At 72.7% G+C, this 13040-nt stretch carries 12 protein-coding genes and 2 pseudogenes; 7 read left to right on the top strand and 7 right to left on the bottom strand.

Annotated elements, in window-relative coordinates:
- Nucleotides 1–201: 201 nt before the first annotated feature.
- Entirely contained in the window at nt 202–675 is a 474-nt protein-coding gene (locus tag OG500_RS00170) for a hypothetical protein (protein WP_329575025.1), read from the top strand.
- 249 nt (nt 676–924) lie between these two features.
- Here OG500_RS00170 and OG500_RS00165 read toward each other — a convergent pair whose 3' ends face one another.
- The 6 genes and pseudogenes from OG500_RS00165 to OG500_RS38005 all read right to left on the bottom strand — a co-directional run.
- On the bottom strand, nt 925–1095 hold the full coding sequence (locus tag OG500_RS00165; protein WP_329575022.1) for a hypothetical protein: 171 nt from the start codon (nt 1093–1095) through the stop codon (nt 925–927).
- Nucleotides 1096–1100: 5 nt separating this feature from the next.
- Nucleotides 1101–1433, bottom strand: a complete 333-nt coding sequence (locus OG500_RS00160; protein WP_442906983.1) for a hypothetical protein — start codon at nt 1431–1433, stop codon at nt 1101–1103.
- A 90-nt stretch (nt 1434–1523) separates the two neighbouring features.
- On the bottom strand, nt 1524–2132 hold the full coding sequence (locus tag OG500_RS00155) for a hypothetical protein (RefSeq protein WP_329575018.1): 609 nt from the start codon (nt 2130–2132) through the stop codon (nt 1524–1526).
- Nucleotides 2129–2512, bottom strand: coding sequence for a hypothetical protein (locus OG500_RS00150; RefSeq protein WP_329575015.1), 384 nt, complete (start codon nt 2510–2512; stop codon nt 2129–2131). Before OG500_RS00150 ends, OG500_RS00155 begins: the two co-directional genes overlap by 4 nt.
- A gap of 643 nt (nt 2513–3155) precedes the next feature.
- A complete protein-coding gene (locus OG500_RS00145) occupies nt 3156–3509 on the bottom strand; it encodes a VOC family protein (protein ID WP_329575010.1) in 354 nt (117 codons plus the stop codon).
- Between the two features lie 195 nt (nt 3510–3704).
- Nucleotides 3705–3923: pseudogene (locus OG500_RS38005) on the bottom strand (transposase family protein); the annotation flags it as partial.
- A 128-nt stretch (nt 3924–4051) separates the two neighbouring features.
- On the opposite strand from OG500_RS38005, the gene OG500_RS00140 reads away from it, so the two are divergent.
- The 3 genes from OG500_RS00140 (at nt 4052) to OG500_RS00130 (ending at nt 7203) form a co-directional block, all read left to right on the top strand.
- Nucleotides 4052–4177 carry a hypothetical protein gene (locus OG500_RS00140; RefSeq protein WP_442907166.1) on the top strand — a complete coding sequence of 42 codons (126 nt, stop codon included), beginning with the start codon at nt 4052–4054 and terminating at the stop codon, nt 4175–4177.
- Between the two features lie 123 nt (nt 4178–4300).
- Nucleotides 4301–4993 carry a class I SAM-dependent DNA methyltransferase gene (locus OG500_RS00135; RefSeq protein WP_329575005.1) on the top strand — a complete coding sequence of 231 codons (693 nt, stop codon included), beginning with the start codon at nt 4301–4303 and terminating at the stop codon, nt 4991–4993.
- A gap of 428 nt (nt 4994–5421) precedes the next feature.
- Nucleotides 5422–7203: an alpha/beta hydrolase gene (locus OG500_RS00130; RefSeq protein ID WP_329575000.1), complete on the top strand. Its 1782-nt coding sequence runs from the start codon at nt 5422–5424 to the stop codon at nt 7201–7203.
- 40 nt (nt 7204–7243) lie between these two features.
- Here OG500_RS00130 and OG500_RS00125 read toward each other — a convergent pair whose 3' ends face one another.
- Nucleotides 7244–10804, bottom strand: a complete 3561-nt coding sequence (locus OG500_RS00125; RefSeq protein WP_329574996.1) for an AfsR/SARP family transcriptional regulator — start codon at nt 10802–10804, stop codon at nt 7244–7246.
- Between the two features lie 343 nt (nt 10805–11147).
- Here OG500_RS00125 and OG500_RS00120 point away from each other — a divergent pair, with 343 nt between their 5' ends.
- The 3 genes and pseudogenes from OG500_RS00120 to OG500_RS00110 all read left to right on the top strand — a co-directional run.
- The gene (locus tag OG500_RS00120; RefSeq protein WP_329574993.1) at nt 11148–11669 is read left to right on the top strand and encodes a hypothetical protein; all 522 of its coding nucleotides are present in this window, start codon (nt 11148–11150) and stop codon (nt 11667–11669) included.
- Nucleotides 11666–12166 carry a DinB family protein gene (locus tag OG500_RS00115; protein WP_329574990.1) on the top strand — a complete coding sequence of 167 codons (501 nt, stop codon included), beginning with the start codon at nt 11666–11668 and terminating at the stop codon, nt 12164–12166. The genes OG500_RS00120 and OG500_RS00115 overlap by 4 nt, the downstream gene beginning before the upstream one ends.
- A gap of 206 nt (nt 12167–12372) precedes the next feature.
- A pseudogene (locus OG500_RS00110) lies at nt 12373–12693 on the top strand (FAD-dependent monooxygenase); the annotation flags it as partial.
- Nucleotides 12694–13040 lie beyond the last annotated feature (347 nt).

Here is a 13040-nt window from a genome sequence, read left to right as displayed (position 1 = left end):
GGTGCCCCGTCGCGGTCGTCCCGTCCCGCTGAGCCGCCGACATCGCAACGCAGCAGATGGAGCAGTGGGTTGGCACCCGAACGGGACGTGGACAAACAATCTCGATGGGAGCCGACACCACGCACTTTCCCCCCAGTGCTGGAGGACAGCGCTCCGTGTCGCCGTGCGACAGCCATCCCATCTGCTCAGGAGGTCCCCGCCTTGAACCCCACGTCCCTGCGCCGAAGAATCGCGACCGGTGCGGCAACACTTCTCCTCACAGCCTCGTTCATCGCCCTGACCGCACCCGATGCCAGCGCCGGAGATGTCACGTACACCCGTTGCGGCGGCACGGGCACGACCCAGGCCGTCAGGATCGACGGCGTGAGCGGCAGCGACCCGACGCTGAACCCCGGCAAGCCCTACCCCGTCGAGGTCGACCTCATCCCGTCCTCTGCGGCCCCCGCACTCCACCTGAACGTGACGGCGGACTACCTCGGGTTCCCTGTGGAGATCATCAACACGAACCTTGCGGACTCCTCGGTCCAGGCCGGCGTCCAGTACACCGTGAGGTTCACGGTCACGCCCAACGACATCCTCGTGGGAAACCGCGTCCCCCTGCGCATCACGGTCTCCCACGAGAACACCGGACTCGTCGAGATCTGTGACAGCGTGCCGGTTCGCATCGAGCGGTAGCAGGGTCTGCCGGCTCGGCGTTCCCGCTTCCCGCAGCACGGGCGCAGCGGCCGGAATCCGCCCACGAGGCCGACCTGGTGGACGCCCCGGCAAGGATGAGGTGACAGCCGCCACCACGGTGGCGGAGCCCGTCTCCGGGTAGCGGCTGCGGCGGACCGGCTCACGCATGTGCGGCGCGGCCCGGCGCACCGCTGGGCCGCGCCGGGCTCGGCGAAGGAGTCGGTGGAGGTGCGTCGGGCACACTGCGGTTCATGACTCTCGCTCCGGCTCCTGGCCGGGCAGCACTGCCGCCACGGGTATCCGGTACCGGGCGGGGCCGTCCAGCAGGGCACGCAGCGGGTCGAGGCCGCTGCCCAGCGCGGTCGGCGCGATCGGGACGATCGGGACGATCAGTGTGTCAGCTGTCTGACTGTCAGTCAATACTCCTATACAGCGGGTGAGTTCATCGGGTCGACGGCCGCGATGGTGTCCACCGGGCTGCTCACCGCAGCGCCGTCCGGCAGCAGCTCCCGCAGCGCGGCGGCCGAGCGCCCGGCGTCGACGGTGAGCACCGGCAGGCGGCGGGTGACCCGGCGGGCCGTGCGGGAGAATACGCGCGGATTGCCGAAGGACTCCAAGTGGAGCAGCGCCAGGTCGGTATTCAGCTGCCGGGCCCGGCAGGCGTCGAGCCCGGCCGCGAGGACCACCAGAGTACGGACCCCGGCGACCCCGTACTCCTCGGCCGCATCGGGCACGACCGCGGCGGGTACCGCCAGCAAGGCGAGTTCGGGGGCGCGCGGCAGGGCGGCCGGCGAGCGGAAGGCGGGCTCGCCCGCCGCCTCGTCGGCGTAGGGATTCCTGGCCGCCGGTCAGGTGCCGGGGGCGTCGTGGGTGAGGCGGACCGGGGGTTCGTGGCTGTTGCGGTGTTTGCGCACACTGCAGTGGTAGCTGGTGCTGGTGCTGGCGCCGGTGAGCGTCTGGAGTCGTAAGGCGGCCTCGATCGTGTCTAGGTGCTCGGCGTTGGCGGGTACCACCCAGTGATTGCCTGGGGTTCCGGGCATGGCATGGGCCAGGGCGTCGGCGAGTGCCTGGGTCCGGGCGCTGGGCAGCAGGGGCGCGAGCGCGACGATGCGTCGCAGGACGTCGACCTCCGACCCGGTGAGGTCGATCCCGGCGGGCACGGGCGGCCGGGGTGGCAGTTCGCCGGTGGCCGAGGCGATGTGCAGCTCGCGGTAGCGCAGAACCGGTTGTCCGTCGGGCAGGATCCGGGCGGCCCACGCGGGCCGGCGGCCGTCGTGGTCGCGCAGCTTCTGCAGGAGCTGGTCGGAGGCGAGCTCGCACAGGCCCTCGGGGGCGAGTTCGCGGACCGCGGTGGCGCGTCGGCGCCGGCCCTCGTCGGTGGGGCCTTCTGCGACCCAGCCGCTGGGTGTCTGGGCGAGGGTGGTGAGCAGGTCCCACTGGTCAGGTCGCAGGGTCATCGGGTGGCTCCGTCTCGGCGTGCGGTGGTGCGGCGGTCGAGGACCAGGCGGCGCCAGCGGGTACGGACCATGTCCTGGCTGTCCAGCCACGCGGTCCCGGACCAGGCGGTGGGTTCCTGGTCGGCCATGGACGCCGCGATGTCGAGGTAGTAGGCGTAGTCGCCGCCGGCGGTGAGAGCGCGCAGTCGCTCGGCCGAGGCCTCCAGTTGGGCGTTGTCGCCGGTAACGGTGTGCTGGAAGGCGAGCGCCAGTTCGAGAGTGGGCGCGGTGGTCGCGGTGTGGCCGGCCGCGGTGATCTCGGCGCGCAGCGCGTCGGCCCGCTGCTCGATGCAGGGGGTGCCGGCGTCGCGGACCAGGTGACACCTGACCCTGCCGCGCATACCGCGCCGAGCGTGGGCCGAAGCCGTCGTACTACCTGGACGCGCTGCGCGAGCAGGAGAAGCGACGGCGTTGCATGAACGCCAAGCACCCTTGCTTTCACTGCCAGTTGACTGGCCGCCCGTGCCGGTCCTTCCTGGAAGGCCACCCTGGCGTCTGACCCTGCTGGCCGTCCACGCCGCCATCCGTCTCGGGCAGCGCGACGCGCTCACCCCCACCGCCATTCTCTACACCCATACCAGCTGCTGGCCATCGAGCTGCAGACCGGTTCACCACCGAGCTCCAACGCGCGGTCCCCAGCCGCTGGTTGCGGAAAGCCGGGGATCACCTCTTGGTGGCTGGCCCGCTCGATCGCCTCGGCCGCGTGCTGGCGGACCAGGGCGTGGTGCTCGTGCTCCTGGCGGCCGGCGAGCGAGCGCAGCCACGCGACCGCTGCCTCCCCGGTGTCGCGGGCCCGGTGCAGCGTGGCCGGCACGTCCGGGTCGAGCGCCTGGCTCTGTTCACAAGGGCGGGCAGCACGTCGACGTCGGTTCGTGTCCTCGGACAGCGATGCTTGTCCGGGCCTCGACGTCCGCCTCGTTGACACGCACGTTGGTCCGCGCAGGTCGGGTCACCCCTGACCGGTCAAAACGGCGCGGTCCGCGTTCAGCTCTTGCGCCCACTCAGGATGCAGAACTCGTTGCCCTCCGGGTCGAGGAGGGTCACCCAGTGCTGCCCGTCCTGTGCGGTGTCGGCGCGCCGGGCGCCGAGGGAGAGCAGCCGGGCGACCTCGGCCTCCTGGTCGTCGGGGCGGAAGTCGGGGTGGAGCCTGTTCTTCGACGTCTTGCCCTCGGGGACGGGTACGAAGAGCAGGCCCGGCATCCGGTCCGGCTCGGGCCGGATCTCGATGGTCTCCTCGGATTCGTCGACCACGACCCAGCCGAGAGCCTCGGCCCACCAGTGCCCGAGAGCGACGGGGTCGGCGCAGTCGACGATGATCTGTTCCCATTCCAGTGCCATGGCCCTGAGCATAGGCGGACCGGCGACCCACCCCGCGAAGCGGCCACTCTTCCCACCCCAGCAGCCCCAGCGCGTTCGCCTCGCATGGCTGGGTTCACTGGCCAAGAGAGGTGCCTCCCGTTCTCGTGAACATCGACCGCGGCCCGGGCGAGGCGCCTCCTGCGTGCGCGGGCACCCGGCCGTCGCACAGCGGAACCGCCGGACGCGCAGCTGCACGACGACGCGGCGGCCACCCACCGCCGAGTCGGTGAGTTGACGTTCGTAGCCGCTGTGGACCCGCAGCGTCAGCGCGCCGCAGGTCGGACATCGCGCCCCGGTCGCACGGGCCCGTGCCACCACCCGCACTTCGCCCCCGACGAGATCGACGTCCTGCACCAACAGGCCGGCCCGGTCAGGGAACAGCACGTCCTCCATGTCGCTCATGGCGGTTGATCGTCACAGCAGCGGGGATGCCCCGTCAGCCGGGGACCGAAAGTGATCGCAAGAGGTTGCAGTCGTTTGTGGTGGGGGTCAGGTCTGATCTTGGGGCGGTGACGGCGGGGTTGACGTCGCCGTTCAGTTCGGGGGCGGTGGAGGGACAGGTGAACCGGATCAAGATGCTGAAGCGGCAGATGTTCGGCCGGGCCGGTGTGGACCTCCTGCGCAAGCGCAATCTCCTCGCCCGCTGACCCGCTTGCCGCCAACCCCGCGACGGTGACCCTCCGTCAGCCCTGCACCAGAAGTGACCCAGAACCTCAATAGTGAGCCGCCAGCTGTGCACGGAACTTGATCACTGGACTACTGTGGCGGGCATGAACGCGGACGGCTGGTTGGCAGACACCCGGACCTCCTACGACACCGTCGCAGTCAGCTATGCCGACTACATTCGCGACGCTCTGGCTGGGGCGCCGTACCTTCGAGCGGCTCTGGCGTTGTTCGCCGACCTGGTGCACGCCACCGGAGGCGGACCAGTGGCGGACGTGGGTTGCGGCCCGGGACACATCACCGCCCACCTGGACGAGTTGAGTCTCGACGCCTTTGGTATCGACCTTTCACCCGCGATGATCGACGTGGCCCGGCGTGACCATCCCGGCCTGCGGTTCGAGGTGGGCTCGATGACAGACCTCGATCTTGCCGACGAGTCGGTCGCCGGCTTGCTCGCCTTTTGGTCGCTGATTCACATCCCCGACGATGCGGTCCCCGCGGTCTTCGGTCACTTCCGGCGGGTGTTGCGTCCCGGCGGACCGCTGCTGCTCGGCTTTCACGTCGGCACCGAGTCGCGGCTGAAGACGCAGGGCTACGGCGGTCACCCGATGAAGGTCCACGTCCGCCGCCGCCAACCTGACCAAGTGGCGGCCTGGCTACGCGATGCCGGGTTTACGGTTGAGGCCCATATGCTGACCGACCCCGACGAGAGCACACCGGGGGCGCTCCTTTTCGCGCGCCGCCCGCCTCGCAGTAGCGAACCGCAGGCGGGTCGTCACACGGTCCGAACACAGCTGTAGCCGGGGCCGATGGCCCGGTGCCTGGCCTTCACGCGGCCAGGCACTCTCGGTAGCAACCCCGGTTTGGCGGATCAGAGCGGTTTGCTCGGCTGGTCGGTGGGGTTCTCGGGTCGGATGAGGACGTCGGGCGGATCGGCTCGCGCATCCGCTTTGTCCCAGGTGCGGTCCGCGTGGCCGCCGGCCAGGTCTGCCAGGACACGGCCGGTCTGGGTGAGCAGGCCGCGCAGTCGGTTCTTGATCCTCGTGGACTCACCCGCGAGGTCGTCGTCGAAGCGGTCGGGCCGGGCCCGACCGGGCCGCGGCGGTGCTTTTGCCAGCGGGCTGACAGCGGCCCGGCAGCGGGTCGGGCGAGGGTGTGCCGCACGGGAACGGCGAGGTGTGGCCAACGACGCCACGGCCGTCCCGGCTGAGACACCGAGAAGGCACTGATGATTCCCGTACTCCCGCCCGGAAGCCCGGCCGCACGCCTGCGCCGCCCGCTGCCCTTGTCGCCCTCCGCATCCCGCACAACCGTCCGGGCGCAGCACACCGCCACGGCCCGGCGCAGCGGCCGCGCCGCCGTGGTCGTTGCCGTACTGGTCGCAGCGGCCCTGCCGGCCTCCGCCGGAGCCGCGACCGCGCTGCCGTCCGCCGGGACGGCCGCGGCGGTCTCGACGGCCGGGGCGCCGGTGCCCCGGCTCGACTGGCAGGCGTGCGGCGCGGGCTTCGAATGCTCCACCGCTCGGGTGCCGCTGGACTACCGGGCACCGCACGGCGCCACGATCGACGTCGCGGTCATCAAGCATCCGGCGACCGACCCGGCGCACCGGATCGGGTCGCTGTTCTACAACCCGGGCGGCCCCGGTGTCCCGGGCACCCAGGCACTGCCCGCTGTCCTCACGCTCTTCCCCGAGCAGGTGCGCGCCCGGTTCGATCTCGTCAGCTTCGATCCGAGGGGCATCGGCGCGAGCACCCTGACGCGCTGCTTCGCCGACGGCACCGCCGAGCAGAAGTTCCTCGCCGACGTTCCGACGGGCTTTCCGGTGGGTCCGCAGGAGGAGCAGACCTGGACGGACGCCTACGCACGCCTGGGCCAGGAGTGCCTTCGGACCAACCCTGACCTGCTACCGCACCTGTCGACGGCGAACGTTGCCCGGGACATGGACCTACTGCGCCGCGCTGTGGGGGACGCCCAGCTCACCTACTACGGCACCTCCTACGGCAGCTACCTCGGCGCCACCTACGCCAACCTGTTCCCCGGCCAGGTCCGCTCGATGGTCCTGGACAGTGCCATGGACCCGGTGGCCTGGTCCACCGGCCGCGGCGGTCAGGCGGACCGGTTGGGCTCCTTCCTACGGGTCGGAACCGACGTGGCCGCGGAGCGCACCCTGAACGCCTTCCTCGACCAGTGCGGCGAGGCCGGCCCGCAGGCCTGTGCCTTCTCCGCCGGCGACGCGGCCGCGACCCGCGCCAAGTTCGCCACCCTGCTCCAGCGACTGCGGCAGCGGCCGGCCGTCCTCGGACACCCGCCTCTGACGGCCACCTTCACCTACGCGTCCACGCTGGAGAGCACACAGTTCCAGCTCTACACGGCGGTTGCGCTGCCGGGCGGTCTGGCGTCCGGCTGGGCCGGGCTCGCAGGGCAGCTCCAGCAGCTCTGGACGGCTTCCGCCGGCGCTGCCTCCGCCACTCCTGCTCCCGCCGCTGCCCCGGCCGCTGCTGACAGCGGTGCAGGTGCCGGTGAGGGTGACGGCGCCGCGCCCGCAGTGGTGTCCGAGCCCTACCAGGGGCAGGAGCAGGCCCTCGGAGTGATGTGTGCGGACAGCGCCAACCCGCGCGCCGCCTCCGGCTACCCTGCGCAGGCCGCGCTCGCCGAGGCCAGGTCCGGTGGCATCGGCCGGTACTTCGCCTGGGCGACGGAGCCCTGCGCCACCTGGCCGGTCACCGACCCCGACCGCTACGACGGCCCGTGGAACCGCCCGACCGCCCACTCGGTCCTGGTCGTCGCCAACACCGGGGATCCGGCCTGGCCCTACCAGGGCTCGCGGGTCATGTCCCAGTCCCTGGCGCACGCACGCCTGCTCACCGTCGACGGCTACGGCCACACCGTCCTCACCAATCCCAGCAGTTGTGCCGTCGCGCACGAGGTCGACTACCTCGTCGACGGCACCCTGCCCCCGCCCGGCACGGTCTGCCGGCCGGACCAGCAGCCCTTCGCCGCCGCCCACTGACCGGTGTCCCGCAACCCCGGGGCGCTCCTCCGCCGGGCGTTCACCCGGCGGCGAGCGACTCGGGCCGGGGCAGTGCACGGCCCCGGTTCCAGGCGGCGGTGTAGGCGGTCGCGTCCAGCGCCGCGGCACAGCCGTCCAACAGCCTCCGCAGCTCAGGGTCACCCGCGTCGTGCGTCCCGCGCAGTGCGTGCGCGGCCCCGAGTGCCGCCACCGCCCGCTCGGCCTCGCCGCGCGCCAGGCAGTACTCGGCGAACCCCTCCAAGGCCGTGGCCCTGACCGGGTGGTCGTCACAGTCGGCAGCCAGTTCCAGGGCCCGCAGGTGCCACCGGAGGGCCTGGTGCGGGCCGTCCCGCCGCAGCCGGATCCGCCCCAGGCTGGTGTGCAGCAGCGCCGAGAGCTGGACCTGCTGCGCAGCGCCGGTCCCGACGGCGGTCAACTGCGGCAGTGATTCCACGGCCGCCTGCTGGCACTTCAGTGCATCCTCGAAGTCACCCGCACGCCGGGCGAGTTCACCGATCGCATACTGCGATGCCAGCAGCAGCTGCGTGTCCCGTCGGCCCGTAGCGACCTCACGCGCCTGTTCCAGGTCGGCCCGTGCTCCGGACAAGTCTCCGCCGCGCGCACGGAGTTGTCCCGACAAGACCAGCAGCACGGGGGAGTCCCCCAAGCCACCGGCCGCCGCGTCGTGGCCACGGGCCTCCTCCAGTGCCGCCATCGCCTCGGCCGCCTCCCCGGTGACGGACAGCAGGCCGGCCAGCGTGACCAGCGCCAGCGCCAGACCCCACCGGTCACCGATGCCGCGGAACCTCAGCAGCGAGCTCCGCAGGCAGCGCTCGGCCCGCTCGATCCGGCCACCACTGAGCTCGATCCGGCCGAGGACCAGGTGCGCGAGGGCCGCGGTCCACGGGTCGCGGTGCGTGCAGAACCGCCGGGCCGCCTCGGCCACCTCGTTCGGTGGGCCGCTCGCCGCGAGGAAGAGGGCCGCACCCAGCGCGACGGGGTGCTCGAACCGCTGCGCCGCCACCAGCGCCTGCCCGAAAGCCCGTGCCGCATCGGCCCCGGTGCCGCCGGCGTCGCCGCCATCGACTCGGCCACCGGTGTCGCTGCCGTCATCGCGCGACGGCAGGGTGAGCTGTGCGACGATCACGCAGATCGCGTGGGCTCGCTCGGAACCGGGCGGCGGCGTGTACCCGCAGGCGCGCAGGGCCTCGGCCGCCCGTTCCCCGGCACGATGTCCCTGACCACGCATCAGCCACGGCCATACCAGCGCCGCGGTCAGCCGCAGCGCCCGCTCGGCCGCCCCGATCCCGATCCCGTTCCCGGCCCCGGCCCCTGCAGCGGCGGCCGCGCGCATCGCGCGGCCCAGCGCGGCGTCCAGGTTGCCCTGTTCGGCGTCGAGCCGGGCGAGCCGGGCCAGTTGGTCCGCAGTGCGCAGCCGGGGCTCGGCGGCCTCGGCGAGCTCGAGGAAGCAGTCGGTGTGCGCCTGCCCGGCGCTCCCGTCCTCGCCGGCCTCCGCGAGCCGGTCGGCGGCGTACTCACGAACCGTTTCCAGCAGCCGGTACCGCACGTCGCCCGCCGTGCCCGTGCCCGTGCCCGTGCCCGTGCCCGTGCCTGGGCCCGCGGCTGTGCCTGGGCCCGCGGCCGTGCCTCGGCCCGTGGCCGCGGCCGTGCCCGTGGTACCCGTACCGATCAGGCCCGCGCCGTCGGCCGTGACCACCACCAGCGACTTGTCCACCAGCGCGGCCAGCAGGTCCTGCACCGCGGCCTCGTCAGGGCGGCCGTCCTGCGGCCAGTGCCGCGCGCACACCCGGTGCACCTCGCCGGGCCCCGCCCCGCCCGAGAACACGGACAGCCGCCGTAGCAGCACCTGCTCGTCCGGCGTCAGCAGCGCCCAGCTCCAGTCGATGACGGCGCGCAGCGTACGGTGCCTGGGGAGCGCGGTGCGAGTGCCCTGGGCGAGCAGCCGCAGGCGGTCGTCGAGCCGGTCCGCCAGCTGCGCGGTGGTCAGCGAACGCAGCCGGGCCGCCGCCAGCTCGATGGCGAGCGGAAGGCCGTCCAGTTCACGGCAGAGCCTCACCACGTGCCGAGCGCTCTCGTGATCGATCACGAAGCCGGGGCTGACGGCCGACGCACGGTCGGCGAACAGGATCACGGCGGCATGGGTACCGGCCTTCTCGGGCCCGGCGTCGGGCCCGGGGACGGAGAGCGGGCGAACGTGGCACAGCGCCTCTCCGATGACGCCCAGCGGCTCCCGGCTGGTGGCCAGCACCCGGACCCGCGGCGCGGCGCTCAGCAGCCGCTGGACGAAGCCGGCGGCCTCCTCCACCACGTGCTCGCAGTTGTCCAGCAGCAGGACCGGGCCTGCCGTCAGGGCTTGGACGATCCGTTCGAGCGGGTCCCCCGCGCTGTCCGCGGCCGCCAGCCCGCCGGCCAGCACTCCGGCCGCCGGGCGGCAGACTGCGCTCAGCACCGCCGCCGCGAGTCCACCGGGCCCGGTGACGGACGCCAGGTCGGCCACCCGCACCCCGCCGCGGATACCCGTCCCACCTGCCTCCTTGGCCTCCTTGGCCTCCAGGGCCTCCAGGGCCTCCAGGGCAAGCCTGGTCTTGCCCACGCCGCCCGGTCCCGTCAGGGTGACCAGCCGGTGCTCGCCGAGCAGTCGCCGGACCTCGCGCACCTCCTCCTCCCGGCCGACGAAGCTGGTCAACCGGGCCGGCAGCCGGGTCGGGGGGTCGGTCCGCCCGCCGCCCGCCTCCGGCCGGCGGGCGGGGCGACCGTCCGCGGCCGGGGCGCCGCTGTGCCCCCTGCTGTTCGTCAGCAGGCCGCGCAGCACGCCCAGGTGGACATCACGCAACTCAGGACCCGGGTCCGTGCCGAGCTGCTCCGCGAGCTCGCGACGGGTGCGGTCGTGGACCGCCAGCGCGGCGGCCCGCTGCCCGTCCGCGTGCAGCGCCCGCATCAGTCGCACCGCCAGCCGCTCCCGTAGCGGATGGGCCGCGCGCAGCTCGGTCAACTCGGCGATCAGCCCGGGCATCGTTGCGGCCTCGCCGGCGTCCGGGCCCGGCGACCCGGCCGACGCGAGTACGGCATCCGCCCGGTCCTCGACCGCGGCCAGCCGCATCTCGTGCAGCCGGGCCACCGGGCCCAGGGTGAACCCCGCGCCGCCGGCATCCGCTAGCGGGTCCCCGCGCCAGAGCGAGAGCGCTGCGTGGAGCACCTGTGCGGCCCGTGCGAATTCCCCGGCCTCGAGCGCGGTGCGCCCGTGCGTCACCTCCCGCTCGAACGTCCAGGCATCCACGCATTCCGGTGGGAGGTCGAGCCGGTAGCCCAGAGGGTGCGAACCGATCGCCGCCCGGCCGGTCTGCGGGTCGGCGTCCAGGACGCGCCGCAGTCGGGAGACCAGGGACTGCAGTGCCCCTGCGGGGTCGGCCGGCGGCCGCTGCTCCCAGAGGTCCTCGACCAGCCGGTCGCCGAGCACCAGCCGCCCCGGGTCGAGTGCGAGCCGGATCAGCAGTGCACGCAGCCGGGCTCCGCCGACCTCGATCGCCTGGCCGTGCGTACCGCACAGGACCTGAAGCGGACCCAGCACCCCGATGCGCACAGCCCGCGCCCCTCTCCACCGTCCGAACCGATGATCATTGTGCCTTCTTCGGGGCCGAGGCACATAGCCGTCGCCGGGCGGGGGCAGGCGGGCGCCGGGCAGCAGGCCCGCCCGGTCCTGCCGGGTGCGTTCCTGGCCGGGCTTCGAGAATCCTCCCGGTCGCCACCCCACGAGGCGGTGACCGGGAGGGTGGAACGGGCGGTGGGCAACCGGTCGGTCACATCACGGGGCGCCAGGGGGTTCCAGCTGCCGGCAGCATCGCGGTCACGGGCCCACGGCCGACCGTCGCTGCCCCTGGCCGCGATGGTGAGCACCGATGTCCCCGGGCGGCTCGGCGAGAGCCATGTTCGACAACTGGCAGGCCTGGGGCGCCCGAGACCTGGCGGTGATCGGCGACAGCCTCACCGGAGACGAGATCGCCGCCACCTTCGCCCGGGTCACGGGCACCCCGAGCACCTACGTCCCGGTGCCGCACGAGGAACTGCGCTCCGCGGTGCCCGACTTCGGCCACGACTACGCGGCGATGTTCCGGTTCTTCGCCGACCGTGACCTCTACACCCGGGACCGGGACATCGGCCTCCTGCGCCGCCTGCACCCCGGCCTGATGACCTTCGAGGACTGGCTGCGCCGCACCGGATGGACCGGGCTGGCCCCCGCCACCTCGCGTCCGGAGGCGGGCTCGCGCGGCAGGGCTCCCCGCTTCGGAGCGGGGCCGGCGCCGGCCCGGGGGCCGGCTGACGCGGCGTGGCCCGTACGAAGGGTGCGCTGGGGAGGGGCGGGTCACGGGGGATCGGGGTGTCGTGGGGCGGCAGGTCGGGGCTCCCGGGCTCGGGGTGGCCCGGCGGCTGCTACGGTCCGCGCATGACGAAGAGTGTGCCGTTCACCGGTGATGAGAAGGACAGTCTGTATGCCGCTCTGGACCGGCATCGTGAGGTGGTGCTGTGGAAGCTGGAGGGCCTTGACGACGAGCAGCTGCGGCGGCCGATGACCCCCTCGGGGACGAACCTGCTGGGTCTGGTCAAGCATCTGGGAGGTGCCGAGCTCGGGTGGTTCTGTCAGACGTTCGGCCGTGAGACGGGGCCCTTGCCCTTCGATTTCGAGGTGGACGAGTCCGACATGCGGGTGGAGCCGCACGAGTCCACCGCGGACATCCTGCGGTTCTACGCCCGCGCCCGGGCCGCCGCCGACCGGACCATCGCCGAGCTCGCCCTGGAGGACCTGGGGACGTCCTACTCCGGCAGGGCCGTCTCGTTGCGCTGGGTGCTCATCCACATGACGACGGAGACCACACGCCACGCGGGCCACATGGACATCCTGCGCGAGCTCATCGACGGTTCGACCGGCGACCACGACCGGAGCTGATCCGCGCGCGCCGGCGTCGCCCGGGCGGGGCGCCTCCCGGAGTGGGCTGGTGGTGGATCCTCCAGGACAGTCCCTCGTCCGGACTCCCACGGTCCAGGCCACCGGGACACCCGCCACGACGGGGCGGTCCGCCGCGGTGGCAGCCCGCTGCCCCGAGGGCCACCCTGGAGAAGGGGACGGATCCGGGGGCGCATCAGGAGTCTTCAGTGGCACGCACCGGCACAACGGACGTACTCGTCGTGGGCGCCGGCCCGGTTGGGCTGACGGCTGCCGTGGAGCTGCGGCGGCGCGGGATCGACTGCCGCGTCGTCGACCGGCTGACGGCCAGGGTGCCGTTCGCGAAGGCCGTGGGTATCCAACCGCGCACCCTGGAGATCTGGGACCGGTCGGGTCTGGTGCGCCAGGCGCTGGAGGCTGCCGTACCGATGCGCGGGCAGCTGACCTACCTCGACGGCGTCGAGCAGGCCCGGCTCGAGCTCGTGCTGCCGCCCGAGGTGCCGTACGGCTTCGCTATGTGGCCTCAGTGGACCTGAAACGCAGTGGGGCATCTGATGGTCTCTGACCTGCTCTGTTTCACAAACTGAGAGACCAGGTAGGCGTACTGCAACAGGGTGTTGACCTGGCTCTTTGATGTACGGTGCGTCAGAGAGTGCTCCGTGTAGGGCATCTGAGCTGGAGTGTTTCAGGAGATGCAACTACGTTCCAAGGCCTATGAGAACGCCGTAAGGGGCTCTGGCTCTTGGGGCTGCCAGTCAGCCTACCGGCGAGGGGGCGGGTGTCAGAGCGGTACCGGCCCGGCGGTCCTGTCCGGGTTTCTGTTGGCGCTGGTGCTGCCAAGGATTCGGGACCACAGGGGGCGTGGCCCTGGTGGTTG

Origin of the sequence: Kitasatospora sp. NBC_01250 (assembly GCF_036226465.1) — a bacterium.
Taxonomy (GTDB): domain Bacteria; phylum Actinomycetota; class Actinomycetes; order Streptomycetales; family Streptomycetaceae; genus Kitasatospora.
The sequence above is the reverse complement of the archived record's forward strand: the minus strand, read 5'-3'. Positions and strand labels throughout refer to the sequence as shown.